Origin of the sequence: Mesorhizobium sp. M0437, assembly GCF_040321335.1 — a bacterium.
Lineage (GTDB): Bacteria > Pseudomonadota > Alphaproteobacteria > Rhizobiales > Rhizobiaceae > Mesorhizobium.
The window spans coordinates 1-24,719 of sequence record NZ_JAMYRK010000017.1; the positions used below are offsets into that span (position 1 = coordinate 1).

General features: G+C 61.7%; 26 protein-coding genes and 1 pseudogene. 22 read left to right on the forward strand and 5 right to left on the reverse strand.

From position 1 onward, the window contains the following. Window positions 1–238, reverse strand: a pseudogene (locus tag NKI72_RS13140) (hypothetical protein); the annotation flags it as partial. A gap of 157 nt (window positions 239–395) precedes the next feature. On the opposite strand from NKI72_RS13140, the gene NKI72_RS13145 reads away from it, so the two are divergent. Then, entirely contained in the window at window positions 396–869 is a 474-nt protein-coding gene (locus tag NKI72_RS13145) for an Lrp/AsnC family transcriptional regulator (protein ID WP_023675099.1), read from the forward strand. Between the two features lie 13 nt (window positions 870–882). On the opposite strand, the gene NKI72_RS13150 is transcribed toward NKI72_RS13145, so the two are convergent. Further along, complete coding sequence (locus NKI72_RS13150; RefSeq protein ID WP_352471829.1) at window positions 883–1,539, reverse strand: 5-formyltetrahydrofolate cyclo-ligase; 657 nt, start codon at window positions 1,537–1,539, stop codon at window positions 883–885. Window positions 1,540–1,719: 180 nt separating this feature from the next. On the opposite strand from NKI72_RS13150, the gene NKI72_RS13155 reads away from it, so the two are divergent. The 7 genes from NKI72_RS13155 (at window position 1,720) to NKI72_RS13185 (ending at window position 8,522) form a co-directional block, all read left to right on the forward strand. Further along, window positions 1,720–2,985: an NAD(P)/FAD-dependent oxidoreductase gene (locus NKI72_RS13155; RefSeq protein WP_352833548.1), complete on the forward strand. Its 1,266-nt coding sequence runs from the start codon at window positions 1,720–1,722 to the stop codon at window positions 2,983–2,985. Between the two features lie 131 nt (window positions 2,986–3,116). Continuing rightward, window positions 3,117–5,096, forward strand: coding sequence for a bifunctional 2',3'-cyclic-nucleotide 2'-phosphodiesterase/3'-nucleotidase (locus NKI72_RS13160; protein ID WP_352833551.1), 1,980 nt, complete (start codon window positions 3,117–3,119; stop codon window positions 5,094–5,096). Window positions 5,097–5,467: 371 nt separating this feature from the next. Beyond that, window positions 5,468–5,602, forward strand: coding sequence for a hypothetical protein (locus NKI72_RS13165; RefSeq protein WP_292655342.1), 135 nt, complete (start codon window positions 5,468–5,470; stop codon window positions 5,600–5,602). Between the two features lie 103 nt (window positions 5,603–5,705). Next, entirely contained in the window at window positions 5,706–5,993 is a 288-nt protein-coding gene (locus tag NKI72_RS13170) for a Dabb family protein (protein WP_254817185.1), read from the forward strand. Window positions 5,994–6,299: 306 nt separating this feature from the next. Next, window positions 6,300–7,187: a VOC family protein gene (locus tag NKI72_RS13175; protein WP_352833554.1), complete on the forward strand. Its 888-nt coding sequence runs from the start codon at window positions 6,300–6,302 to the stop codon at window positions 7,185–7,187. Then, window positions 7,184–8,035: a 3-deoxy-8-phosphooctulonate synthase gene (gene kdsA, locus NKI72_RS13180; protein ID WP_352833556.1), complete on the forward strand. Its 852-nt coding sequence runs from the start codon at window positions 7,184–7,186 to the stop codon at window positions 8,033–8,035. The genes NKI72_RS13175 and kdsA overlap by 4 nt, the downstream gene beginning before the upstream one ends. A gap of 121 nt (window positions 8,036–8,156) precedes the next feature. Further along, window positions 8,157–8,522, forward strand: coding sequence for a PRC-barrel domain-containing protein (locus NKI72_RS13185; protein WP_352833559.1), 366 nt, complete (start codon window positions 8,157–8,159; stop codon window positions 8,520–8,522). A gap of 77 nt (window positions 8,523–8,599) precedes the next feature. Here NKI72_RS13185 and NKI72_RS13190 read toward each other — a convergent pair whose 3' ends face one another. Then, on the reverse strand, window positions 8,600–8,722 hold the full coding sequence (locus tag NKI72_RS13190; protein WP_084642452.1) for a hypothetical protein: 123 nt from the start codon (window positions 8,720–8,722) through the stop codon (window positions 8,600–8,602). A 202-nt stretch (window positions 8,723–8,924) separates the two neighbouring features. Between NKI72_RS13190 and eno the strand changes: the two genes are divergently transcribed. The 11 genes from eno (at window position 8,925) to NKI72_RS13245 (ending at window position 19,138) form a co-directional block, all read left to right on the forward strand. Continuing rightward, window positions 8,925–10,199, forward strand: a complete 1,275-nt coding sequence (gene eno / locus NKI72_RS13195) for a phosphopyruvate hydratase (protein ID WP_352471834.1) — start codon at window positions 8,925–8,927, stop codon at window positions 10,197–10,199. Window positions 10,200–10,333: 134 nt separating this feature from the next. Continuing rightward, a complete protein-coding gene (locus NKI72_RS13200) occupies window positions 10,334–10,654 on the forward strand; it encodes an FtsB family cell division protein (RefSeq protein WP_023675088.1) in 321 nt (106 codons plus the stop codon). A gap of 171 nt (window positions 10,655–10,825) precedes the next feature. Continuing rightward, a complete protein-coding gene (gene pdhA / locus NKI72_RS13205) occupies window positions 10,826–11,866 on the forward strand; it encodes a pyruvate dehydrogenase (acetyl-transferring) E1 component subunit alpha (RefSeq protein WP_352502934.1) in 1,041 nt (346 codons plus the stop codon). Window positions 11,867–11,881: 15 nt separating this feature from the next. After that, window positions 11,882–13,285, forward strand: coding sequence for a pyruvate dehydrogenase complex E1 component subunit beta (locus NKI72_RS13210; RefSeq protein WP_352542001.1), 1,404 nt, complete (start codon window positions 11,882–11,884; stop codon window positions 13,283–13,285). Window positions 13,286–13,303: 18 nt separating this feature from the next. Then, entirely contained in the window at window positions 13,304–14,680 is a 1,377-nt protein-coding gene (locus NKI72_RS13215) for a pyruvate dehydrogenase complex dihydrolipoamide acetyltransferase (RefSeq protein WP_352542002.1), read from the forward strand. A gap of 17 nt (window positions 14,681–14,697) precedes the next feature. Continuing rightward, a complete protein-coding gene (locus NKI72_RS13220) occupies window positions 14,698–15,117 on the forward strand; it encodes a hypothetical protein (protein ID WP_352448942.1) in 420 nt (139 codons plus the stop codon). Continuing rightward, window positions 15,114–15,752 carry an SGNH/GDSL hydrolase family protein gene (locus tag NKI72_RS13225; RefSeq protein ID WP_352833563.1) on the forward strand — a complete coding sequence of 213 codons (639 nt, stop codon included), beginning with the start codon at window positions 15,114–15,116 and terminating at the stop codon, window positions 15,750–15,752. The genes NKI72_RS13220 and NKI72_RS13225 overlap by 4 nt, the downstream gene beginning before the upstream one ends. Window positions 15,753–15,763: 11 nt before the next feature. Beyond that, window positions 15,764–17,209: a dihydrolipoyl dehydrogenase gene (gene lpdA / locus NKI72_RS13230; RefSeq protein WP_352471838.1), complete on the forward strand. Its 1,446-nt coding sequence runs from the start codon at window positions 15,764–15,766 to the stop codon at window positions 17,207–17,209. Between the two features lie 99 nt (window positions 17,210–17,308). Then, a complete protein-coding gene (locus NKI72_RS13235) occupies window positions 17,309–17,566 on the forward strand; it encodes a GlsB/YeaQ/YmgE family stress response membrane protein (protein ID WP_292655302.1) in 258 nt (85 codons plus the stop codon). Window positions 17,567–17,703: 137 nt separating this feature from the next. Next, a complete protein-coding gene (gene lipA / locus NKI72_RS13240) occupies window positions 17,704–18,669 on the forward strand; it encodes a lipoyl synthase (RefSeq protein WP_352471839.1) in 966 nt (321 codons plus the stop codon). Between the two features lie 10 nt (window positions 18,670–18,679). After that, window positions 18,680–19,138, forward strand: a complete 459-nt coding sequence (locus NKI72_RS13245; RefSeq protein ID WP_352833566.1) for a type II toxin-antitoxin system RatA family toxin — start codon at window positions 18,680–18,682, stop codon at window positions 19,136–19,138. Here NKI72_RS13245 and NKI72_RS13250 read toward each other — a convergent pair. Both NKI72_RS13250 and NKI72_RS13255 read right to left on the reverse strand, forming a co-directional pair. Continuing rightward, window positions 19,114–19,623, reverse strand: coding sequence for a CinA family protein (locus tag NKI72_RS13250; RefSeq protein ID WP_352833569.1), 510 nt, complete (start codon window positions 19,621–19,623; stop codon window positions 19,114–19,116). The two genes, NKI72_RS13245 and NKI72_RS13250, sit on opposite strands and share 25 nt — an antisense overlap. Further along, window positions 19,620–20,840, reverse strand: a complete 1,221-nt coding sequence (locus NKI72_RS13255) for a bifunctional 2-C-methyl-D-erythritol 4-phosphate cytidylyltransferase/2-C-methyl-D-erythritol 2,4-cyclodiphosphate synthase (RefSeq protein ID WP_352502929.1) — start codon at window positions 20,838–20,840, stop codon at window positions 19,620–19,622. The genes NKI72_RS13250 and NKI72_RS13255 overlap by 4 nt, the downstream gene beginning before the upstream one ends. 181 nt (window positions 20,841–21,021) lie before the next feature. Between NKI72_RS13255 and dusB the strand changes: the two genes are divergently transcribed. The 3 genes from dusB to ntrC are packed head-to-tail and all read left to right on the forward strand — an operon-like array spanning window position 21,022 to window position 24,643. Next, the gene (dusB, locus tag NKI72_RS13260; protein WP_352833571.1) at window positions 21,022–22,047 is read left to right on the forward strand and encodes a tRNA dihydrouridine synthase DusB; all 1,026 of its coding nucleotides are present in this window, start codon (window positions 21,022–21,024) and stop codon (window positions 22,045–22,047) included. Further along, entirely contained in the window at window positions 22,044–23,186 is a 1,143-nt protein-coding gene (locus tag NKI72_RS13265; protein ID WP_023675075.1) for a two-component system sensor histidine kinase NtrB, read from the forward strand. The genes dusB and NKI72_RS13265 overlap by 4 nt, the downstream gene beginning before the upstream one ends. Continuing rightward, a complete protein-coding gene (gene ntrC, locus NKI72_RS13270; RefSeq protein WP_254817199.1) occupies window positions 23,183–24,643 on the forward strand; it encodes a nitrogen regulation protein NR(I) in 1,461 nt (486 codons plus the stop codon). The genes NKI72_RS13265 and ntrC overlap by 4 nt, the downstream gene beginning before the upstream one ends. Window positions 24,644–24,719 lie beyond the last annotated feature (76 nt).

Below are 24,719 nucleotides of genomic sequence, written 5' to 3' on the forward strand. Positions count from 1 at the left end.
GGGGCGGCGCCCCCCCCCCCACCCCGAGCCGCGCGGCCATCCCAAACCCGGCCGGGGCGGGGGGGGCGCGGGGGCCGCCGGCGCCCCGATCCGCGTTGGCGGCGGCGCCGAGGCCGGCGCCGGCGCCGGTCTCGATCAACACTTCATGGCCATGCGCGACATATTCGCGGACCGAACCCGGCGTCAGGCCGACGCGATATTCGTGATTCTTGATTTCCCGGGGGCAGCCGATGCGCATCGTTCTTCTCCTGATCCGGCCCTTTGGGGCTCGTTCCCTGTCTAGAGATAGTGAACCACGAATCGTTCGGTAAGTGTTTGCGAATGCGCTTGCCTGAGAAGCCACTGTTCGATAATCGTTGCGCGAAACATTAGAATTGTCGCAGGAACCCGCAAAAATGCCGCTCGACAGGATTGATATCGCCATTCTCGAGACGTTGCAGAAGGATGGGCGGATACCCAACGCAGCGCTCGCCGAGAAGGTCGGCCTGTCCCAGTCGGCCTGCTCGCGGCGGCTGGACAATCTGGAGAAATCCGGAACCATCCGCGGCTATCACGCCCGGCTGTCCAACGCTGCACTTGGGCACCAGATGACGGCGATCGTGCATATATCGCTGTCCGGGCAATTCGAGAAGACGTTGTCGGATTTCGAGGCAGCGATAAAGCGCTGCCCGAACGTCTTGTCCTGCCATTTGATGTCGGGCGAATATGACTACATCCTGCGCATAGCGGCAAAGGATCTCGTCGACTACGAACGTATCCACAAGGAGTGGCTGTCGGCAATGCCGCATGTGACGAAGATCAATTCGTCCTTTGCCTTGCGCGAAATCGTCGATCGCACAGCCGTGGGAATGAAGCCTGAACTCGCCTAGGCCCCGAACTCGCCTAGGCCTTGGATGCCTCAGTCACCACACGGTCCATCGGAATATCGTGCGGCTGCGGGTAGATGGTGGTGATGCGCTGCAACTCGTAGCCGACGCCGATGACCAGCGGCTTGAACGGCATCGCGGCAAGCGTGCGATCGAAGAAGCCGCCGCCATAACCCAAGCGGAACTGCCCGGGATCGATGCCGACGATCGGCGAAATGACGACGTCGGGCAACACCGGATCACCGTCAGCCGGTATCGGGATATTCCAGACGCCCTTCTCCAGCCGGTCTCCGTGGGCATAGGCGCGAAAGACAAGCGGCCGGTCTTTCTCGACGACGACGGGCAACGCCGTGCGCCCGCCTCGCGCGTTAACGGTTTCCATCCAAGGGCGCAGGTCCGGCTCGCCGCGAAACGGCCAGTAGAGGCTGACCAAACGGCCGGCGATGTCGCCGATCACCGCGTCGAGCCCTTCGGCAATACGCTGCGACATAGCTGCGCGCGTGTCGGCTGAAACGGCAAGGCGGGATGCGATCAACCGCTCGCGCTCGGCCTTGCGCCAGCGCCTTACGTCGGTCCAGTCGGATAGCGGCGCTTGGAACTCCGGATCGAGCTCGTGCATAAAACAAGGCGGCGAGGCGTACTGCGCTGAGCCTTCGTCTTCATCGCTAGCCATGCTTCACCTGCAATATACAGTTCCAACCAAGTAGTATCCTGGACGCAGGCTATATCCGGGAACGAGTCCGCAGCATGCGTATTCACGACATCAAGCGACGACTCCCAGGTAGTTGCAGCGCAGGCATTGCTGCACTGCACAACGATACTTACATCAGCCTTGGCGAGAGGGATGAGCGAGATGAACACAGCCAACCATCACGTCGTCGTCGTAGGTGCCGGTTTCGGCGGCCTCGAGTTCACCCGCGCACTAGCCGGCTCGCCGGTGCGCATCACGATGATCGACAGGCGCAATCATCACCTTTTTCAGCCGCTGCTCTACCAGGTGGCGACGACGGCGCTGGCCACCTCCGAAGTCGCCTGGCCGATCCGCCATCTTCTGCGCAGGCGCAAGGACGTGACGACGCTGCTCGCCACCGTTACCGGCATCGACCGCACCGGCAAGCGCGTGCTGCTGCAGGACGGCGGCACGGTCGCTTACGACACGCTGGTGCTGGCCACCGGCGCGCGGCACGCCTATTTCGGCCATGACGAATGGGAACCGTTCGCCCCTGGCCTGAAGACGCTGGAGGACGCCACCACCATTCGACGGCGTATTCTTTTGGCTTTCGAGCAGGCCGAGCGGGAAACCGATCCCGCCCAGCGCCAGGCATTGCTGACCCTGGCGATCGTCGGCGGCGGGCCGACCGGCGTGGAACTGGCCGGCACCATTGCCGAGCTGGCGCACGACACGCTGCGCGGCGAGTTCCGCAACATCGACACGCGGCAGACGCGTGTGGTGCTGATTGAGGCCGGTGACCGCATCCTCACCAATTTCGCTCCCGAACTCTCCGATTATGCAACGAAGGCGCTCGAACGGCTCGGCGTGACCGTCGAACTCGGCCGGGCGGTTACGCGCTGCGATGCCGAGGGTGTCGTCTTCGGCGACACACATTTGCCGGCCAGGACAATCCTGTGGGCGGCGGGCGTCGCCGCTTCGCCGGCCGCCGAATGGCTCGGCGCGGCAGCGGACCGCGCGGGCAGGGTGCTTGTCGAGCCCGACTTGAGTGTGCCGGGAAACCCGGAGATTTTCGTCATCGGTGACGCAGCGCACGTCCTGCGGCCGGATGGCCGGCTGGTGCCGGGCGTCGCGCCCGTCGCCAAGCAGCAGGGACGGCATGTCGCCGCGACGATCAAGGCAAGGCTTACCGGTGACACGACACCGCGTCCTTTCAGCTACAGGCATGACGGCGACCTGGCGACGATCGGCAAGCGCGCCGCGGCCATCGATTTCGGCTGGATCAAGCTTACCGGCCGGCTTGCCTGGTGGCTATGGGGCTTGGCGCATATCTACTTCCTGATCGGCTTTCGTAACCGGCTTGCGGTTTCCCTGAGTTGGCTATGGATCTACTTCACCGGTCAGCGCAGCGCGCGGCTGATCACGCAGGGCGACGACGACAAGGGCTGATTGTTCGCTGCCGGACATTTATCGGCGCGTCACCTCCTCTTGATGGAATCGGCTTCTGGACTCGACTGGATTTCGGCGCGAAGCTTTGCTTCGGGCAGGACTTGTCACGTCGTGGAAGAAAGAGAAAACGAATGTCCCAATTGCGCCACCTCGTCTCACGCCGCGATTTCCTCGCCGGCGTCGCCGCCAGCGGAGCGCTGATCATGCTGCACCCGTTCTCCGCCCGGGCTCAAGCCAATCAGGCGCATCTGAGGATTATGGAGACGACCGACATCCACGTGAATGTGCTGCCTTACGACTACTACGCCGACAAAGCTAACGACACGATGGGGCTGTCGCGAACGGCATCGTTGATTGAAGCCGTGCGCAAGGAAGCAACCAACGCGATGCTGATCGATAATGGCGACCTTCTGCAAGGCAACCCGATGGGCGACTACATCGCCTACGAGAGGGGGATGAAGGATGGCGATCTGCATCCGGTCATGAAGGGCATGAACCTGCTCGGCTACGAATGCTCGACCCTCGGCAACCACGAGTTCAACTACGGCCTGTCGTTCATGGACAAGGTGCTGGCCGGTGCCAACTTCCCGTTTGTCTGCGCGAATTTGATCCGCGGCACGGAGCTCGCCGCGAACCCGCGCGACGACAGGCTTTATCTCAAGCCTTACGTCATCCTCGACAGGAAGATCAAAGACGGGTCGGGCGCCGAGCAACCGATCAGGATCGGCATCATCGGCTTCGTGCCGCCGCAGATCATGGTCTGGGACCTGAAAAATCTCGAGGGCAGCGTCAAAACACGCGACATCGTCGAGGCGGCCAAGGCGTGGGTGCCGCAAATGAAGGAAGAAGGCGCCGACATCGTCATTGCGCTCTCCCATTCCGGCATCGACGTGAAGCAAAGTGACATGATGGAGAACGCCTCCTTCTTCGTTGCCGGTGTCGAAGGTATCGATGCGGTGTTCACCGGTCACCAGCATCTGGTCTTCCCCGGCAAGAAGGACTTTCAGTCGCTGGAAGCCGTCGATACGGCGAAAGGCACGTTGCAAGGCAAGCCCGCCGTCATGGCCGGCTTCTGGGGCTCGCACATGGGGCTGATCGATCTGTTGCTGGAGCGCGACGGATCGACGTGGAAAATCGTCTCGGCGACCTCTGAGGCCAGGCCGATCTTTGAGCGGGTCGACAAAACGAACAAGCCGACCGTCGCGGACGACCAGCGCATCATCGACGCGCTCAAACAGGACCACGAGGCGACGCTTGCCTATGTGCGCCGGCCGGTCGGCAAAACCTCGGCGCCGCTCTATTCCTATTTTGCGCTGGTCGCCGATGATCCATCGGTGCAGATCGTCAGCCAGGCGCAGACCTGGTATTTGAAGGACATCCTGAAGAACACAGAGTGGAAGGATATGCCGCTGTTGTCGGCGGCGGCACCGTTCAAGGCCGGCGGGCGCAACGGCGCCGACTATTACACCGACGTGGCGGTGGGCGATATCGCCATCAAGAACGTCGCCGATCTCTACCTCTATCCAAACACGGTGCGCGCCGTTGAAATCACCGGGGCAGAGGTGAAGGAATGGCTGGAAATGTCGGCCGGCATCTTCAACCGGATCGAACCGGGCAAAGCCGACCAGGCGCTCATCAACACTGACTTCCCATCCTATAATTTCGACGTGATCGACGGCGTCACATACAAGATCGATCTGTCGCAGCCACCGAAATATGATTCGAAGGGCGGGCTGGTGAATGCTGGCTCGACCCGCATCATTGACTTGATGTTCGACGGCAAACCGATTGACCCCAAGCGGAAATTCGTCGTCGCCACCAACAACTACCGAGCCGGCGGCGGGGGCAATTTCCCGGAGATCAATGCCTCGAAGATCATCTACGAAGCGCCCGACACCAACCGCGATGTGATCGTGCGCTATATCGTCAGCAAAGGCACCATCAACCCGTCGGCGGACGCCAACTGGTCGTTTGCGCCACTGCCGGGAACCAGCGTCGTATTCGAGACCGGCGCCAAGGCGAAGGAGTTTATTGCGCAAGTGAAGTCGCTGAAGATCGAGCCGGCGGGCGAGGGCGAAGCGGGCTTTGCAAAATACCGCATCACTCTTTGAGGCGAGGATTTGAACGTCGGCTCGAAACTGTCTCAGCGTTAAGATACTGCCCCGATACGGCCAATCCGTTTGAGACAGGGGGCCTCTTCAAGCAGGTGGTGCGAAACGCCGCTTGACGGCGGCATGACCAGATCCAGCGCGTCCGTCGAAATCCCGCCGGAATAATGGTGTGGCAGTCGGTCGATCGAGGCGGGAAGCGGTCGTCGAAGCCGAGCGGGGTTATCTTTCCAAGGCGCCCTGTGGCGGTGGCGCCATTCTGGCCAGCAAGCATCGCAGCAGACAGACCACAAAGGCCATTAAAATTCGGGGAGGGTCCCCAGCAGCGTTGGAATCGCTATGGTTGCAACCGTCCATATGCGCTAGTTTTAGTCATGCGTTATGTCATCGTCATCACGACCGTCACCTTTTTCCTGATCTGGGACGGCATTTACAACCAAGGCCGCTACCTCGACAGGACGGTCAGGGAGGTGACCCGCATCGTGCACTATGTAACCAGCATGGTGTAGTTTCTCTTCGCAGCTATGGTTCGCAGACGCGACAAACCTGCCGATTGACGGCACGCTGCCGCTGACACAAAAGAACGCCGGTCCAACGGTCGAGGAGGCTGGGTTGATCCGGCATATCGTTTTCTTCAGCGCACGGCATAAAGCGGATGTCGAGGCAGTGCGCACGGGCCTCCTGGCGCTTGGCAAGATACCTCATTCGCGTCATTTCGAGGTAACGCTCAACACCAAGGTCGACCCGCTCTCGGATGAGATCGATGTGGTCGTCTACGCCGAGTTCGAGGACGAAGCGGCGCTCGCCGCCTACAAGGCGCATCCGCTCTATGCAGAGACGACCAGCCGGGTCAAACCTCTGCGCGAATTACGCTATTCGGCCGACATCGTTGCAAGTTGACCGCCTCCCAAGGCAGATTTGACGTCGCGGAGGGGCTCCGCGCCGTAGCCCGCTTCACTCCGTCTGAGCCGCGGAGGTTTCGGTCGGATCGACGCCCGGCCGCTTTGGCGCGTTCCAGATCAGCACGGCGATAACTGCTATCGCAATAACGGCTAGGGCGATGAAAAGGTCTCTTCCCATGGCAATGAGCTAGGATGATTTTTGCGGGCGGCAAGTCGGCTCCTCGCGGCCGAGGCCTGCGATCGCCGCTGAGGCACCGGCTAAGCCCTTGAACCATTTTCAGGAATGAGGCACATCGCGCGGGACATGACCGAAAACACCCCCGCAAGGCCTCATCCGCTCGATCACCTGGTGCTGCCGACAGCAAGCCTCGATGTTGCGCGGGCGCGCTTGACCCTGCTCGGCTTTACCGTTGCGCCGACAGGTATCCACCCTTTCGGAACGCAAAACTGCTGTGTCTTTCTCACCGACGGCACCTATCTCGAGCCGCTCGCGGTCGCTGACCGGCAGGCCGTGGCAACGGCGATCGCGAACCGCAATGTCTTTGTCGTGCGTGATCGCACGTATCGCGAAGAAAACGGCGATGAAGGATTTTCTGCCGTGGCGCTGGGCACCGAAAGCGCCGCCGCGGACCACGCGCGCTACATGGAAGCCGGTCTGTCGGCGGGAGACGCGCTAAGCTTTTCGCGCGCCTTCACCGATGCGGCGGGAAAGAGCGATACCGCATCGTTCAAACTGGCCTTCGCGGCTACAGGCAAGACAGCGGACGCTTTTCTCTTCGCCTGCGAGCGGATCAATGCGCCGAACGTTGACCGCACTGCGTTGCAGGCCCACGCTAATGGCGCAACCGGCATTGTCGAAGTCGTGGCGGTCACTGGCGAACCTTTCGAACAAGGCCGTTTGATTTCGATCGCAGCCGGAATGGAGGCGCAGGGCGGCGGCACTGTCTATGAGCTGCCGAATGCCGTCGTGACCGTTCTGGATCCTGCAGCCTATTCGGCACGCTTCGGCATTCCTGCCGGCGCACCATCTGAACTCCGCTTTGCTGGGATCGTCTTTTCGATTAGGCACGGCGATGCCGTCGCCAAGCTGCTTGCAGCCAATTCTGTCGAACACCACATGCGCGGCGGTGATACCATCGTGCCGCCGGCGCCAGGGCAGGGCGCAGCCTTCATTTTCCGGGAGATCGCATGAACAAGCTCAATCCACTGATGCCGAACTCTTCCGTTGCGGTCGGCAAAGTCATTTTCGGCAACAGCGCGCCCCTATCGCTGATCGCCGGTCCATGCCAGCTGGAATCGCGGCAGCACGCTTTCGACATGGCCGGTGCGCTAAAGGAAATGACCGACAGGCTCGGCATCGGGCTCGTCTACAAGACCAGCTACGACAAGGCCAATCGCACCTCGCTTGGCGGCACGCGCGGCGCGGGACTTGAAGCGGCAATGCCGATCTTCGACGACTTGCGCAAGAATTTTGCCCTGCCGATCCTGACCGACGTCCACACTGAGGAACAATGCGCGATCGTCGCTCCGCATGCCGATATCCTGCAGATTCCTGCCTTCCTCAGCCGCCAGACCGATCTGCTGATTGCTGCGGCAAGAACTGGCAAGGTGGTCAATGTGAAGAAGGGGCAATTCCTCGCGCCGTGGGACATGAAGAACGTCGTCGCCAAAATCATCGGCTCCGGCAACGCCAATGTCTTGGTCACCGAGCGCGGCGCATCCTTTGGTTACAACACCCTGGTGTCCGACATGCGGGCGCTGCCGATCATGGCCGAGATCGGCGCGCCGGTGATTTTCGATGCCACCCATTCCGTGCAGCAGCCGGGTGGGCAGGGCGGTTCGTCTGGAGGCGACCGGCGCTTTGTCGAGACGCTGGCGCGCGCGGCCGTCGCGGTTGGCGTCGCCGGCGTCTTCATCGAGACGCACCAGGACCCCGACAACGCGCCTTCCGACGGTCCCAACATGGTGCCGCTAAAGGATCTTCCCGCATTGCTTGAACGGCTGATGGCGTTCGATCGCGTTGCCAAAAGCGTGGGTTGAACCAGCAGTTGCGCCACAGCAGCGCCGCCAGGAAACTTTGAAGAATTTCGAACCCGCCTGGAACCTTAGCCCGCGGCCCTCATTGTCAAAATCTAATGTCAACGACGACGAGGAGCACACCATGACGACCCAGACGGGACACACCGAAGCCATCGCCGCTTCGCGGGTTATCGGCACATCGGTCTACAATACGGAAGGCACTCATATCGGCGACATCGAGGACGTCATGCTCGACAAACTGTCGAACGGAATCATGTTTGCCGTGATCGGTTTTGGTGGATTTCTCGGCATCGGCGAGAAATACCACGCCATTCCGTGGGCGAGCCTTGACTATGACGAGAACAAGGGCGGCTATGTCGTGCCGTTCACCAAAGACCAGCTGAAGGCCGCTCCTTCCTATTCGATCAACGAGTTGACCGGCGCCGACGGCGAGGCCGCGCGTGATGCCTCATACAACTACTACAAGGTCGAGCCTTACTGGCACTGACCTTACTGGCACTGACTAAGTCTCCTGGAATCAAAAAGGCCCCCGGGAAATCGGGGGCCTTTCGATGTGGCGGGATGCTACTGCGCAATCTGCAGGGCCGGCAAAGGCGACGATCCCTGCGGGGGTTGCTGATTGTCGCACGACGTCAGGAACGCAGCCGCGATCAGGAACAAACTCACAATACCGCTCAACTGGGACATGGCGAAACTCCTCCTGTTTCGCCCCGCGCGACAACAGCCATAAACCAGAAACCGGCATGCCGCGTATGACAAATGATGACAGCGCTTCGTGCTTCGTGAATCCGTAGCGCACGGGCAATATTTGCAAGTGCCCCGATTGCGTTTTGCGGCGCTTTGGCTAAGAGGTGCGCGACGCTTCAATCGATCAATCGGGGACATCGCAATGACGGCCATCATCGACATTGTCGGGCGTGAAATCCTGGACAGCCGCGGAAATCCGACCGTCGAGGTCGACGTCGTGCTCGAAGACGGCTCGATGGGTCGCGCCGCGGTGCCGTCCGGCGCCTCGACCGGCGCGCATGAGGCGGTCGAACTGCGCGATGGCGGCCCCCGCTATCTCGGCAAGGGCGTGCTCACTGCGGTCGAGGCGGTGAACGGCGAGCTGTTCGAGGCGATCGGCGGCATGGAGGCAGAGAATCAGATTCATATCGACCAGACCATGATCGAGCTCGATGGTACGCCCAATAAGAGCCGGCTCGGCGCCAATGCCATCCTCGGCGTGTCGCTGGCTGTGGCCAAGGCTGCGGCCGAAGCCGCCGACCTGCCGCTCTATCGTTATGTCGGCGGCACCAAGGCCCATGTGCTGCCGGTGCCTATGATGAACATCATCAATGGCGGCGCGCATGCCGACAACCCGATCGATTTCCAGGAATTCATGATCCTGCCGATCGGCGCGCCGACGCTGCGCGACGGCGTGCGCTGGGGCTCGGAGATCTTTCATACGCTGCGAAAGAAGCTGAAGGACGCCGGCCATAACACCAATGTCGGCGACGAGGGCGGCTTTGCCCCCAACCTGAAGAGCGCGCCGGCCGCGCTCGACTTCATCATGGAATCGATCGAGCAGGCTGGCTTCAAGCCCGGCGAGGAGGTTGCGCTAGGCCTCGACTGCGCGGCGACCGAATTCTTCAAGGATGGCAACTACGTCTATGAAGGCGAGAGGAAAACCCGCGACCCGAAGGTGCAGGCCAGATATCTGGCCAAACTTGCTGCCGACTACCCGATCATCACCATTGAGGACGGCCTGGCGGAGGATGACTGGGACGGTTGGAAAATACTGACCGATCTCATCGGCAAGCAAACGCAGCTGGTTGGCGACGATCTGTTCGTCACCAACACGGCGCGGCTGCGCGACGGCATCCGCATGGGTGTCGCCAATTCGATCCTGGTCAAGGTCAACCAGATCGGCTCGCTTACCGAAACGCTCGACGCCGTCGAGACCGCGCACAAGGCCGGCTATACCGCGGTGATGTCGCACCGCTCGGGCGAGACCGAGGATTCGACCATCGCCGACCTCGCCGTTGCCACCAATTGCGGGCAGATCAAGACGGGCTCGCTGTCACGCTCGGATCGCATGGCCAAGTACAACCAGCTCATCCGCATTGAGGAGGAGCTCGGCAAGCAGGCGCGATATGCCGGCAAGTCGATCGTGAAAAGCTGATTTCGAGAGAAAATCCGTGGCGGCGAGGGCGGGGACATTCCCGCCCTTTTTTGCTTCCTGGCTCTGAATCCAACAGGCTGTAACCGTCCATTAAGCACAATCGGGCGACAAAGGCGGCGTAGAGGATTCGGACCATGTGGACACGCCAGCACAAGCAAAGAAACACCGGCCGGCTGATCATCCCCTCGCTCTGCGTGGTGTTCCTGACTTATTTCGGCTTCCATGCCTATCATGGCGAGTTCGGCATCTATTCCAAGTATCAGCTCGAAGCTGAGACTGCCGAATTGCAGGGCAGGCTCGATGCCGTCAGGGCGCGCCGGATCGATCTCGAGCGCCGCGTTCAGCTGATGCATGAGGGCACCCTGGAGAAGGACATGCTGGACGAGCAGGCGCGCAAGGCGCTTAATCTGTCCCACGCGGACGAGATCACCATCATGCTGCCGGTTGCAAGATAACCGGATTTCAGTTAATCGGTGATATTTGCAATGATTTTAATTGCTTAGATGCATGACAGCCATGCGTTTTCGGCATGGCGAAAGCCTTCCCTGCATGTTAGCCTGCCTCAAACCGGTGGGAGAACTGATCTCCCTCGCTGTCCGCCAAGAGACGCCAACAGGGAGTGATGCATGGCCACCGCCACCAGAAAAGCGCCTGCCAAATCCAAATCGGACGGCAAAACGCCGGGCCTTTCCACCCCAAAGCCTGTTGAATTCACCAAAGACCAGGAGCTTGCCGCCTACCGGCGCATGCTGCTCATCCGCCGCTTCGAGGAAAAGGCCGGCCAGCTTTACGGCATGGGCTTCATCGGCGGTTTCTGCCACCTCTACATCGGGCAGGAAGCGGTCGTTACCGGCATGAAGATGGCGCTGATCGATGGCGACCAGATGATCACCGCCTATCGCGACCATGGTCATATGCTGGCCATGGAGTTGTCGCCGCGCGGCGTCATGGCCGAACTGACCGGGCGCCGTAGCGGCCTGTCCAGAGGCAAGGGCGGCTCGATGCACATGTTCTCCAAGGAGAAGCATTTTTACGGCGGCCACGGCATCGTCGGCGCGCAAGTGTCGCTCGGCACCGGCATTGCGTTCGCCAACCGCTATCGCGGCAACAACAATGTGACGCTGACCTATTTCGGCGATGGCGCGGCGAATCAAGGCCAAGTCTACGAAAGCTTCAACATGGCCTCGCTGTGGAAGCTTCCGGTGATCTACATCATCGAGAACAACCGCTACGCCATGGGCACCTCGGTCTCGCGCTCGTCGGCCGAGACGGATTTCTCGCACCGCGGCGCGTCCTTCAAGATTCCAGGCATCCAGGTCGACGGCATGGATGTGCGCGCTGTAAAGGCAGCCGGCGACCTCGCCGCCGAATGGTGCCGCGCCGGCAACGGGCCGCTCATTCTCGAAATGCAGACCTATCGTTACCGCGGCCATTCGATGTCGGATCCGGCTAAATACCGCTCCAAGGAAGAAGTGCAGAAAATGCGCTCCGAACGTGACCCGATCGAGCAGGTCAAGGCGCGGCTGCTCGATAAGAAATGGGCAAGCGAGGACGAACTCAAGGCCATCGACAAGGAAGTCCGCGACGTTGTCGCCGACGCCGCAGAATTTGCCCAGAACGACGCGGAGCCAGATCCGTCCGAGCTCTGGACCGACATCGTACTTTAACGAGAGGGCAAGGACATGCCGATCGAAATTCTCATGCCCGCCCTCTCGCCGACCATGGAAGAGGGTAATGTTTCGAAGTGGTTGAAGAAAGAAGGCGACAAGGTCGCGGCCGGTGACGCCATTGCCGAAATCGAGACCGACAAGGCAACGATGGAAGTCGAAGCCGTCGACGACGGCACGCTTGCCAAGATCGTGGTTCCTGCCGGCACCGAAGGCGTCAAGGTCAACACACTGATCGCTGTGTTGGCCGTCGATGGCGAAGACATCGACGAGGCGGGCGAAGGCATTGGCGAGGAGGCTGTCGTGTCGCAAGCGGCAGCGCCCGCGGCTGCTCCGCCCCCCGTTGCTGCTCCGGCCAAGAGCGAAGCGGCAGCACCTGTTGCCGCCGCACCCAGGCTGGAAATTGCCGCCGATCCGGACATCCCGGCCGGCACCGAAATGGTCTCGACCACGGTGCGTGAAGCGTTGCGCGACGCAATGGCTGAGGAAATGCGCCGCGACGGCGACGTCTTCGTCATGGGCGAGGAAGTCGCCGAGTACCAGGGCGCCTACAAGATCACACAAGGCCTGTTGCAGGAATTCGGTCCGCGGCGCGTAGTCGACACGCCGATCACCGAGCACGGCTTTGCCGGCGTTGGTGTTGGCGCGGCGATGGCCGGCCTGAAGCCGATCGTCGAATTCATGACCTTCAACTTCGCCATGCAGGCGATCGACCAGATCATCAATTCAGCCGCCAAGACGCTCTATATGTCCGGCGGCCAGATGGGCGCCCCGATCGTCTTTCGCGGCCCGAACGGCGCGGCTGCCCGCGTCGCCGCGCAGCATTCGCAATGCTATGCCGCCTGGTACAGCCATGTTCCCGGGTTGAAGGTGGTGATGCCCTATACCGCCGCCGACGCCAAGGGTCTGCTCAAGGCGGCGATCCGTGACCCGAACCCGGTCATCTTCCTCGAGAACGAAATCCTTTACGGCCACTCCTTCGACGTGCCGAAGATGGACGATTTCGTGCTGCCGATCGGCAAGGCGCGCATTCACAAATCCGGCAAGGACGTGACCATCGTCTCGTTCGGCATCGGTATGACCTACGTGATCAAGGCCGAGGCGGAGTTGCGCGGCATGGGCATCGATGCCGAGATAATCGACTTGCGCACCATCCGCCCGCTCGACTTCGACACGATCATCGCCTCGGTCAAAAAGACCAATCGCCTCGTGGTGGTCGAGGAAGGCTTTCCGCAGAACTCGGTCGGCGACCATGTCGCCAATCAGGTCTCGCAGCGCGCCTTCGATTTCCTCGATGCACCGGTCATTACAATTGCCGGCAAGGACGTGCCGATGCCCTATGCGGCGAACCTCGAAAAGCTGGCGCTGCCCAATGTCGGCGAGGTCGTCGAGGCGGTCAAAGCCGTCACGTATCGCTGAGCAGGGCGGGAGGACAAAATGCCGATCAACATCACCATGCCGGCGCTTTCGCCCACAATGGAAGAGGGCAACCTTTCCAAGTGGCTGGTCAAGGAAGGCGACAAGGTCTCGCCGGGCGACGTGATTGCCGAGATCGAGACGGACAAGGCAACGATGGAAGTCGAAGCCGTCGACGAAGGCACGGTTGCCAAGCTGGTGGTTCCGGCCGGCACTGAAGGCGTCAAGGTCAATGCGCTGATCGCGGTATTGGCGGCTGAGGGGGAGGATGCTGCTTCTGCCGTCAAAAGCGGTGATGGCGCTGCGCCGGCCAAGGCTGAGGCTCCGAAAGCGGAAGCCGCCAAAGCGGAAACATCAAAGCCCGAAGCGTCGAAGCAGGAGCCTGCCGCACCTACGCCTAAGGCGGACGCGGTGCCGGTCGCCAACGGCCACGCAAACGGTGAGCGCATCTTCGCCTCGCCGCTGGCCCGGCGCATCGCCAGCGAAGCTGGTATAGATGTCGCGGCGCTGACAGGCTCCGGCCCCCGCGGCCGCGTGGTAAAGGCCGATGTCGATGCCGCAATTTCCAGTGGCGGCGCCAAGGCGGCACCAGCAGCAAAAGCGGCGCCCGCCGGCGCTCCGGCGCCTGCGGCCGCAGCACCCAAACCAATGTCCGACGAGCAGGTGCTCAAACTGTTTGCCGAAGGCTCCTACGAGCTGGTCCCCCACGACAATATGCGCAAGACCATTGCGCGGCGGCTGGTCGAGGCCAAAACCACCATCCCGCATTTCTATCTGACGCTCGACTGCGAGCTCGACGCGCTTCTGGCCCTGCGCACGCAGATCAATGCGGCCGCCCCGGCGAAGAAGACCGAGAAGGGCGAAACGCCGGCCTACAAGCTTTCGGTCAACGACATGGTTATCAAGGCTCTGGCCATGGCGCTGATGGCGGTGCCGGATGCCAATGTGTCGTGGACAGAAAACGCCATGGTCAAGCACAAGCATGCCGATGTCGGCGTTGCCGTGTCGATCCCCGGCGGCCTGATCACCCCGATCATCCGGCGTGCCGATGAAAAGACGCTGTCCGTCATCTCCAACGAGATGAAGGATCTTGCCGGCCGCGCCCGTAGTCGCAAGCTGAAACCGGAAGAATATCAGGGCGGCACCACGGCGGTGTCCAATCTCGGTATGTTCGGCGTCAAGGATTTTTCTGCCGTCATCAACCCGCCGCATGCGACGATCCTGGCGGTCGGCGCCGGCGAGCAACGCGCAGTGGTGAAGAACGGCGAGATCAAGATCGCCACGATCATGTCGGTGACGTTGTCGACCGATCACCGCGCCGTCGACGGTGCGCTCGGCGCCGAGTTGCTCGTCGCCTTCAAACGCATGGTCGAAAACCCGATGGGCATGCTGGTTTAAGAGAGGGGAACAGGGCGGTGCGGAAATTCTTCACCAGCCTTTTTGCCTTTTTTCTTTCCGGTTTGGCGGGCGGATTGGTGGCGCAGTGGCTCGCCGTCGCCACCAATGCCGACGTAGAGTACATCCTTGTGTTCATGATCTCGGTTCTCGTCACCGTCCTCGTGACGGTCGCGTTCTTCATCGCACAATTCATGTCGGACCCACGACGGGCAACAAAGCTGACGGCGACCATAGGGGTAGCGTTTTTTGTGCTCGTTGGAGTTGCCCTGATCGGCTGGACTTTCTCCCAGCCCCCAGGCAAGAGCCAGTGGTCGGGCGATCTTCCCGTAGTCGCCGGTCTCGTTCTGCCGGGCATCGCTACAGTGCTGGTCCAGTGGCTTTTCGTGCGCTGGCGATTGGCGCGCTCGCAACCAGGTTTCGGCGGGGCAGGCACATGAAGACGGTCCTCTGCTACGGCGATTCGCTGACCTGGGGCTATGACGCGGCAAACCTCGGCCGTCATCCGCCGGCGGATCGCTGGCCGAGCGTGCTGCAGGCAACATTGGGCAGCGGCGTCGAGGTCATCGCCGAAGGCCTGAATGGCCGAACCACCGCCTTCGACGATCACTTGGCCGGGGCGGACCGCAATGGCGCAAGGCTGTTGCCAACAATCCTGACGACGCACGCACCGATCGACTTGATCGTCATCATGCTCGGAGCCAACGATATGAAGCCGTGGATTCACGGTAATCCGGTCGCGGCCAAACAAGGCATGCAACGCCTGATCGACATCGTGCGCGGTCACGATTACCCGTTCGATTGGCTGGCGCCGCAGATCCTGATCGTCGCGCCGCCCGTAGTCAGCCGCACGGAAAACGCCGAGTTCAAGGAAATGTTCGCCGGCGGCGATGACGCGTCAAAGCGGCTGGCGCCGCAATATTCCGCCCTTGCCGACGAGGCCGGCTGCGGCTTCTTCGATGCCGGCACGGTGGCCAAAACCACGCCGCTCGACGGCGTCCACCTGGACGCGGAAAACACGCGGAACGTCGGGCAAGCGCTGGCGCCGCTCGTGCGCCTCATGTTGGAATTGTGAAGGAGAAAGCCGTGGCTGAGAACTACGACGTCATCATCATCGGCTCCGGCCCCGGCGGCTATGTCACTGCAGTGCGTTCGGCCCAGCTTGGCTTCAAGACGGCGATCGTCGAGCGCGAGCACTTGGGCGGCATCTGCCTCAACTGGGGCTGCATTCCGACCAAAGCGCTGCTGCGCTCCGCCGAGATCATGCACTATTCGGATCATCTGAAGGACTACGGCCTGAAGATCGATGGCAAGGTCAGCGTCGACACAGCCGCCGTCGTCGATCGCTCGCGAAAGGTCTCGCTGCGGCTCAACGGCGGCGTCGGCTTCCTGATGAAAAAGAACAAGGTTGACGTCATCTGGGGCGAAGCCAAGCTGACCAAACCTGGCGAGATCGTCGTGTCGAAATCGTCGAAGAAGCCGATGGAGCCGCAGCCGCCGGCGCCCAAGGGCGTCAAGGGCGAGGGCACCTACAGCGCCAAGCACATCATTCTGGCGACCGGAGCGAGGCCGCGCGCATTGCCCGGCATCGAGCCGGACGGCAAGTTGATCTGGACCTATTTCGAGGCCATGGTGCCGAAAGAGATGCCGAAATCGCTGCTGGTGATGGGCTCGGGCGCCATCGGCATCGAGTTCGCCTCGTTCTACCGCACCATGGGCGCCGAGGTGACGGTGGTCGAACTGCTGCCGGCTGTGATGCCGGTCGAGGACGCCGAGGTCTCGAAATTCGCGCAGAAGCAGTTCGAGAAGCAGGGCATGAAGATCATTCTAGAAGCCAAGGTGACCAAGGTCGAGCAGGGCACTAACTCGGTCACGGCGCATGTCGAGATGAAGGACGGCAAGGTCGAGAAGATCACCGCCGATCGTATGATCTCGGCCGTCGGCGTACAGGGTAACATCGAAAACCTCGGCCTCGAGACGCTCGGCGTGAAGACGGACCGCGGTTGCGTCGTCGTCGACGGCTACGGCAAGACAAATGTGCCGGGCGTCTACGCCATCGGCGACGTTGCCGGACCGCCGATGCTCGCCCACAAGGCCGAGCATGAGGGCGTGGTCTGTGTGGAAAAGATCGCCAATTTCCCCGGCGTGCATGCCATCGACAAGCTGAAGATCCCGGGCTGCACCTATTGCAATCCGCAAGTCGCCTCGGTCGGACTGACGGAAGCCAAAGCGAAAGCCGATGGCAAGGACATCCGCGTCGGCCGCTTCCAGTTCGCCGCAAACGGCAAGGCGATTGCGCTGGGCGAAGACCAAGGTTTCGTCAAGACCATTTTCGACAAGAAGACCGGCCAGTTGCTGGGTGCCCACATGGTCGGCGCAGAAGTAACCGAACTGATCCAGGGCTTCGTCGTGGCGATGAATCTGGAGACCACCGAGGAAGAGCTGATGCACACGATCTTCCCGCACCCGACGCTGTCGGAGATGATGAAGGAGAGTGTACTCGACGCCTATGGTCGCGCACTGAATGCATGATAAATTAGTTGGGGCGAGTCTCACACGGAAGACACAGAGGAACTCGACGGCAGAGCAATTCGTTTCGCAGGCATCATCCATCATACAAGGAGAGGGCATATGGAAATGAACGGCGTGGGCTGGGTTGCAGCCATCATCATCGGTGGCCTGGCGGGGTGGCTGGCCGAGATGGTCATGAAGAGCAATACCGGCATCCTCATGAACATCATTCTCGGCATTGTCGGCGCAATCGTGTTGAACGCCATCTTGCAGGCCCTGAACATCGGCATCTTCGGCGTCGGCTGGATAGCCTATCTGATCACCGGCTTCATCGGTGCCTGCATTCTGATTGCGGTCGGACGACTGGTGCGCCGCTAACCTCTGTCGGCACTTGCTATGCGAAAAAGGTCACCGCGGCATGCGTGATCGCGGCCTTTTTCTTTTCGCCGAAAAGTCCTAGATGATGTGGGTAGAGCGAGCGCTGGACAAGCGCTTGCCAATGAGCCGGGTTTCACATGGTCACCGTCCTCGACACGATTGCCAATGCGCCGCGCCTGCGGCATCCCGAAAAGGCGCACAAGCCGGATCAGGACGTACTGCGCAAGCCTGACTGGATCCGCGTCAAGGCGCCGATGTCGAAAGGCTATGCCGAGACGCGCGAAATCGTGAAGTCTCACAAACTGGTGACGGTTTGCGAAGAGGCGGGCTGCCCCAATATCGGCGAGTGCTGGGAGAAGAAGCACGCCACCTTCATGATCATGGGCGAGATCTGCACGCGGGCCTGCGCCTTTTGCAATGTCGCCACCGGCATCCCGACCGCACTCGATCCCGACGAGCCGGCGCGCGTCGCGCATGCGGTCAAGCAAATGGGCTTGAGCCATGTCGTCATCACCTCCGTCGATCGCGACGATCTGGCCGACGGCGGGGCCCAGCATTTTGCTGATGTCATCCGTGCGATCAGGGCAGCAACCCCGTCGACGACGATCGAAATCCTGACGCCCGATTTCCTGCGCAAGGACGGTGCGCTGGAGATCGTGGTGGCGGCCAGGCCGGATGTTTTCAACCATAATCTCGAGACCGTGCCGTCTAACTATCTGACGGTTCGGCCGGGCGCGCGCTATTTCCACTCGATCAGGCTCTTGCAGCGGGTCAAGGAGCTTGACCCCTCGATCTTCACCAAGTCCGGCATCATGGTCGGCCTTGGCGAGGAGCGGAACGAAATTCTGCAGCTGATGGACGATTTGCGTTCGGCCAATGTCGACTTCATGACCATCGGCCAATATCTGCAGCCGTCGAAGAAGCACCATCCGGTGATCCGCTTCGTCACGCCGGAGGAATTCAAGTCCTTTGAGACGATCGGCAGGACCAAGGGCTTCCTGCTGGTAGCGTCGAGCCCGCTGACGCGCTCGTCGCACCATGCCGGGGACGACTTTGCCAGGTTGCGCGCGGCGCGCGAAGCGTTTCTCAAAAAGTCCGCCTAACACTGGTTTTATGCCACAATTCGAAGCCCATCGCCGCGTTGCGCATACGCCGGAGCAGATGTTCGCTCTGGTCGCCGATGTCGAATCCTATCCGCAATTCCTGCCGCTTTGCGAGGCACTGACGGTTCGCTCACGCAAGGAACGCGACGGGCGCACCTTGCTCATCGCCGACATGAGCATCGGCTACAAGGCGATCCGCGAGACTTTCACCACGCAGGTGCTGCTGAAGCCTGACGAGAACGCCATAGATGTCAAATACATCGACGGCCCTTTCAAATATCTGAGCAATGTCTGGCGCTTCGACCCGGCGGACGGCGCTTGCAACGTCTGCTTCTTTATCGACTACGAGTTCAAGAGCCGCATTTTGGGTGCGTTGATGGGAACCATGTTCGACCGCGCCTTCCGCATGTTCTCCGAGGCGTTCGAGAAACGGGCCGAAATCATCTACGGCGCGCCATCGACGGCCTGATCCGCAGCGAGCGCGCGCAGACCCAGTTCAAGCGCATGACGGACCGTCTCCCTGCGGATGTAATCGCGGCCCTTGTCGGCGAACAGCTGGCATTCGCTGACTACCGGCCGGCCAGCCACGGCAACGCCGAACCAGACCAGGCCGACAGGTTTTTCCGCCGAGCCGCCGTCCGGACCGGCGATGCCGGTCACCGCCAGGGCGAGCCCGGCCGGCGAATGCGCCAAGGCTCCGGCCGCCATCTCCACCGCAGTCTCGCGCGAGACCGCGCCGTGCGCCTCGAGCGTAGCGGCCGAGACGCCGAGCATCTCGGTCTTGGCCTGGTTGGAATAGGTGATGAAGCCGCGATCGACCACCGCGGAAGAGCCGGCGATGTCGGTCAGCGCGGCGATGATCATGCCGCCGGTGCAGCTCTCCGCCGTCGCCAGCATCATGCCGCGCTGCTGGCAGGCCTTAAGCAGGGCATCTGCGAGACCGCTATTGCTCATTCAGGGACATCCCCTGGAAACACAACGCTGGCAGTCGCGATGGCCGCTATGCCTTCCTCACGGCCGACGAAGCCAAGCTTCTCATTGGTTGTCGCCTTGATCGAGATGCGATCGCGCGAAATTCGCAGCATTGCCGAAAGCGCTTCGGTCATGGCCTCGCGATGCGGGCCGACGCGCGGCGCCTCGCAGATCAGGGTGATATCGGCGTTGGCGATGCGTCCGCCGCGCGCGCGCACCAGCTTCACCGCGTGTTCGACGAAGATGCGTGAAGCGGCCCCTTTCCACTGCGGGTCGGAGGGCGGGAAATGCGTGCCGATGTCACCGGCGCCGCAGGTGGCGAGCAGGGCGTCGGTCAAGGCGTGGAGACCGACATCGGCATCCGAATGGCCGGACAACTTCCTATCGTGTGGAATGGCGACGCCGCACAGGGTGACATGGTCGCCGGGCACGAACGCATGGACGTCATAGCCATTGCCGGTTCGGATGTCGGGAAAACGCGGGGCGCTGGAAAGCCGCTGATCCGCCATTGCAATATCCCGTGCCCAGGTCAGTTTGACGTTGTCCGGCGAGCCGGGAACGATCTTCACCGGAATATGCGCCCATTCGGCGATTGCCGCATCGTCGGTGAAATCCGCTTTGCCCAGATGATGAGCCTTTTCGTGCGCAGCCAGGATCGGCCAGAACGGAAAGCCTTGCGGTGTCTGTGCGGCATGAAGCCCGGCCCTGGACACGGTTTCGCCGATCATGCCTTCGGCCGTTTCGCGCTTGAGCGTATCGGCAACCGGCAAGGCAGGCAGTGCCCCCTGGCGCTCGCCAATGGCGGCGATCGTGCGGTCTATCAGTTCCGCATCGACAAACGGCCGGGCCGCATCATGGATCAAGACCCGGCCCGGCGCATTGCTTCTCAACGCCAGCAGTCCAAGGCGGACGGACTCCTGCCGTGACGTACCGCCGGTCACCGCGACGACACGGTCGGCGTTCGCACCGGCCGCACGGCGGAAAAGCGCGCCGTCGTCGGCATGGATAGCAACGACGACAGGTCCAATCTTCGGATGCGTCAGAAAGGCGCCGAGCGTGCGTGCGATAACGGCGCCGCCGCCGATTTGCTGGTACTGCTTCGGCCCCTTGGCCTGTCCGGCGCGCGCGCCGCGGCCGGCAGCAACGATGACCACGGCGACCTTGTCGTCCGCAGCTTGCTTTTCGCTCGCATCTCTCATGCCGAGACGCTTAACGCATGATCCCGAAAAGTGGTATCGCTTTTGGAAGACCCAGGATTGATGCGGTGCGGCGATCCGTATTTTTCCCAAATGCGCCTTAATGTCACGACATTGCGCGTTGCACATTGCCGCCGTTCTGGCTAGAGAATGTGCAGCAACCGAAGGTGCTTGGTTTTTGTGCATGCCTGATGTGACCAAATTGGCTTCGCCGCTGGATGTGGGTGGCGTGAGAATCCGCAATCGCGTATTTCTCGCGCCCATGTCGGGCATCACCGACGAACCGTTCCGGCAACGCGCCCATGCGCATGGCGCCGGGCTGGTCGTATCGGAAATGGTGGCGAGCGGCGAGCTTGCAAAGGGCAGGGCTGGTTCCGGCCTGCGCATCCGTCATTCCGGGCTGCCTGTCCACATGGTCCAGCTTGCCGGCCGTGAGGTGGCGCACATGGCCGAGGGCGCGCGAATCGCAGCCGGCGAAGGCGCCGACATCGTCGACATCAACATGGGCTGTCCGGCCAAAAAGGTGACGGGCGGCTATGCCGGTTCGGCACTGATGCGAGATCTCGACCACGCGCTGTCGCTGATCGAAGCGGTAGTCGGCGCGGTCGACGTGCCGGTCACGGTCAAAATGCGGCTCGGCTGGGACGAAGGCGCGCTCAACGCGCCGATGCTGGCGCGACGCGCCGAGCAGGCCGGGGTGATGATGGTGACGGTGCATGGCCGCACACGTTGCCAGTTCTATCAGGGCACGGCCGACTGGCGTGCCATCGCACGCGTCAAGCAGGCCGTCTCGATCCCTGTGGTTGCCAATGGCGATGTCGGCTCGCCGGCAGAGGCTGCGTCGATCCTTGACCAATCCGGCGCCGACGCGGTGATGATCGGCCGTGCGCACTATGGCGCGCCGTGGACCGCCGGCAGCATTGTAGCGGCCGCGCTGGCCGAGCCGGTATCCGGCATGCCGGAAAGCCCGCAAGCGCTGACCGATTACGTCATTGCCCATTACGAAGACATGCTGACGCTCTATGGCGTGGAAAGCGGATTGCGCCAGGCGCGCAAGCATCTCGGCTGGTATCTCGACCGCCACGCCGCCACAAGCGACGACCGGCGCAAGGCCATACTCACGTCTTTCGAGCCTGGGCGCGTCATTTCCTTGCTGCGCGACGTATTTTCAAGCGCTCCCGAAGCAGCGAACCTGCGGAGTGCGGCATGAACGCCACCGTCACACAGAGCACGGATATGGCGGACGCCGCGCATATTGTGCTCAACACCATTCGTCGGCCGGTGATCATGGTCGATCCGCAAGGCTTCATCACCTTCGCCAATGCCGATGCCGAGGATTTTTTCCGTTCGAGCGCCACGATGCTCGCCCGCAACACGCTGCACAAGCTCATTCCTTTCGGCAGCCCGCTGCTGACGCTTGTCGACCAGGTGCGCGAGCGCCGGGCGCCAGTCAACGAATACCGGGTGGACGTGTCGTCGCCGCGGCTCGGCATCGAGAAGGTGGTCGATCTCTACGTCGCGCCTGTGACGGAATTTCCAGGCTCCGTCGTGGTAATGTTCCAGGAACGCTCAATGGCCGACAAGATCGACCGGCAGATGACGCATCGCGGTGCGGCGCGCTCGGTCACCGGCCTTGCCGCGATGCTTGCCCATGAGATCAAGAACCCGCTGTCCGGCATTCGTGGTGCCGCGCAGCTGCTTGAACTGTCGGCGTCCGACGAGGATCGCGCACTGACCAGGCTGATCACCGACGAGACCGATCGCATTGTCTCGCTGGTCGACCGCATGGAGGTGTTTTCGGACGAGCGGCCGATCGACCGCTACCCCGTCAACATCCATGTCGTGCTCGACCATGTCAAGGCAATCGCCAAGAACGGTTTTGCCAAGCGGATCAAGATATTGGAGGATTATGATCCATCATTGCCTCCGGTTTTTGCCAATCGCGACCAGCTCATCCAGGTCTTCCTCAATCTGGTAAAAAATGCCGCCGAGGCGATCGGCAGCGATCCGCAGGGCGAGATCATGCTGTCGACCGCCTTCCGTCCGGGCATCCGTGTTTCCGTACCCGGGACTCAGGACCGCGTATCGCTGCCATTGGAATTCTGCGTGCGTGACAACGGTTCGGGTGTTTCCGAGGATATCCTGCCGATCCTGTTCGATCCCTTTATCACCACCAAGCCGAACGGCTCCGGTCTCGGTCTGGCGCTGGTCGCAAAGATCGTCGGCGAGCATGGCGGCATCATTGAATGCGAATCGACGCCGCGCGGGACCACCTTCCGTATCCTGATGCCGGCATGGAAAGAAACCCAGTTTGGCACCGACGACGACGGTGAAGGAGACCGCAAATGACCGTTCGCGGCAATATTCTCGTCGCTGACGACGATGCGGCCATCCGCACAGTCCTCAACCAGGCGCTTTCGCGCGTCGGTCACGACGTGCGCGTCACCTCCAATGCCTCGACGCTGTGGCGCTGGGTGGCGGCGGGCGAGGGCGATCTGGTCATCACCGACGTTGTCATGCCCGACGAGAACGCCTTCGACATGCTGCCGCGCATCAAGAAGGCGCGACCGGAACTGCCGGTCATCGTCATGAGTGCGCAGAACACGTTCATGACCGCGATCCGGGCCTCCGAAACCGGAGCCTATGAATATCTGCCGAAACCGTTCGACCTGACGGAACTGCTCAACATCGTCAACCGCGCGCTTTCCGAGCCGCGGCGGCCCAAGATCGATACGCGTGCCGACGAGCCGCCTGAAACGATGCCGCTGGTCGGCCGCTCGGCGGCCATGCAGGACATCTACCGCATGCTGGCGCGCATGATGCAGACCGACCTGACGGTGATGATCTCGGGCGAATCGGGTACCGGCAAGGAACTGGTGGCGCGCGCGCTGCATGAATATGGCCGTCGTCGTGGTGGCCCCTTCGTCGCCATCAACATGGCGGCGATCCCACGCGACCTGATCGAATCGGAACTATTCGGGCACGAGAAGGGCGCCTTTACTGGCGCACAGAACCGCTCCACTGGCCGTTTCGAGCAGGCCGAAGGCGGCACGCTCTTCCTCGACGAGATCGGCGACATGCCGATGGAAGCGCAGACGCGGCTGCTGCGTGTGCTGCAGCAGGGCGAATACACCACGGTCGGCGGCCGCACGCCGATCAAGACCGACGTGCGCATCGTGGCTGCCACCAACAAGGACCTGCGCACGCTGATCAATCAGGGGCTTTTCCGCGAGGACCTGTTCTACCGCTTGAACGTTGTGCCGCTCAGGCTGCCGGCGCTGCGCGAGCGCTCGGAGGACATTCCGGACCTCGTCCGCCACTTCTTCAAGCTCGGCGTCAGTGAAGGCTTGCAGACCAAGCGCATTTCCACCGGCGGCATCGAGCTGATGAAGCGCTACCCATGGCCCGGTAATGTGCGCGAACTCGAAAATCTCATCCGCAGGCTGGCCGCACTGTATTCGCAGGACGAGATCTCCGCGGAGATCATCGAGGCGGAGTTGAAGACCGGCGAAAGGCCTGTCGTTCCAGGTGGCGGCAACCTCATTCCCGACGACCTTTCCATCGGCCAGGCGGTGGAGCATTTCCTGCAACGCTATTTTGCCTCGTTTGCCGGCGACTTGCCCCCGGCCGGGCTCTATCAGCGAATCCTCTCCGAGGTCGAATATCCGCTGGTCCTCGCCTCGATGACCGCAACGCGCGGTAACCAGATCAAGGCTGCGGAATTGCTGGGGCTCAACCGCAACACGCTGCGCAAGAAGATTCGCGAACTCGGCGTCAACGTCTACAAGTCGTCCAGGCAGGTCTAGACGAATCCCTTTAAGAGCGCTTTCCAGGGGATCGATTGCCGAAAGATTTCCGTCTCGGCCACACTTGTTGCATAAT

Coding starts and splice junctions, on each gene's coding strand:
- NKI72_RS13145 (WP_023675099.1), top strand. CDS start 396: ATGCCGCTCGACAGGATTGATATCGCCATTCTCGAGACGTTGCAGAAG.
- NKI72_RS13150 (WP_352471829.1), bottom strand. CDS start 1,539: ATGGCTAGCGATGAAGACGAAGGCTCAGCGCAGTACGCCTCGCCGCCT.
- NKI72_RS13155 (WP_352833548.1), top strand. CDS start 1,720: ATGAACACAGCCAACCATCACGTCGTCGTCGTAGGTGCCGGTTTCGGC.
- NKI72_RS13160 (WP_352833551.1), top strand. CDS start 3,117: ATGTCCCAATTGCGCCACCTCGTCTCACGCCGCGATTTCCTCGCCGGC.
- NKI72_RS13165 (WP_292655342.1), top strand. CDS start 5,468: ATGCGTTATGTCATCGTCATCACGACCGTCACCTTTTTCCTGATCTGG.
- NKI72_RS13175 (WP_352833554.1), top strand. CDS start 6,300: ATGACCGAAAACACCCCCGCAAGGCCTCATCCGCTCGATCACCTGGTG.
- kdsA (WP_352833556.1), top strand. CDS start 7,184: ATGAACAAGCTCAATCCACTGATGCCGAACTCTTCCGTTGCGGTCGGC.
- NKI72_RS13185 (WP_352833559.1), top strand. CDS start 8,157: ATGACGACCCAGACGGGACACACCGAAGCCATCGCCGCTTCGCGGGTT.
- NKI72_RS13190 (WP_084642452.1), bottom strand. CDS start 8,722: ATGTCCCAGTTGAGCGGTATTGTGAGTTTGTTCCTGATCGCGGCTGCG.
- eno (WP_352471834.1), top strand. CDS start 8,925: ATGACGGCCATCATCGACATTGTCGGGCGTGAAATCCTGGACAGCCGC.
- NKI72_RS13200 (WP_023675088.1), top strand. CDS start 10,334: ATGTGGACACGCCAGCACAAGCAAAGAAACACCGGCCGGCTGATCATC.
- pdhA (WP_352502934.1), top strand. CDS start 10,826: ATGGCCACCGCCACCAGAAAAGCGCCTGCCAAATCCAAATCGGACGGC.
- NKI72_RS13210 (WP_352542001.1), top strand. CDS start 11,882: ATGCCGATCGAAATTCTCATGCCCGCCCTCTCGCCGACCATGGAAGAG.
- NKI72_RS13215 (WP_352542002.1), top strand. CDS start 13,304: ATGCCGATCAACATCACCATGCCGGCGCTTTCGCCCACAATGGAAGAG.
- NKI72_RS13225 (WP_352833563.1), top strand. CDS start 15,114: ATGAAGACGGTCCTCTGCTACGGCGATTCGCTGACCTGGGGCTATGAC.
- NKI72_RS13235 (WP_292655302.1), top strand. CDS start 17,309: ATGGAAATGAACGGCGTGGGCTGGGTTGCAGCCATCATCATCGGTGGC.
- lipA (WP_352471839.1), top strand. CDS start 17,704: ATGGTCACCGTCCTCGACACGATTGCCAATGCGCCGCGCCTGCGGCAT.
- NKI72_RS13245 (WP_352833566.1), top strand. CDS start 18,680: ATGCCACAATTCGAAGCCCATCGCCGCGTTGCGCATACGCCGGAGCAG.
- NKI72_RS13250 (WP_352833569.1), bottom strand. CDS start 19,623: ATGAGCAATAGCGGTCTCGCAGATGCCCTGCTTAAGGCCTGCCAGCAG.
- NKI72_RS13255 (WP_352502929.1), bottom strand. CDS start 20,840: ATGAGAGATGCGAGCGAAAAGCAAGCTGCGGACGACAAGGTCGCCGTG.
- dusB (WP_352833571.1), top strand. CDS start 21,022: ATGCCTGATGTGACCAAATTGGCTTCGCCGCTGGATGTGGGTGGCGTG.
- NKI72_RS13265 (WP_023675075.1), top strand. CDS start 22,044: ATGAACGCCACCGTCACACAGAGCACGGATATGGCGGACGCCGCGCAT.
- ntrC (WP_254817199.1), top strand. CDS start 23,183: ATGACCGTTCGCGGCAATATTCTCGTCGCTGACGACGATGCGGCCATC.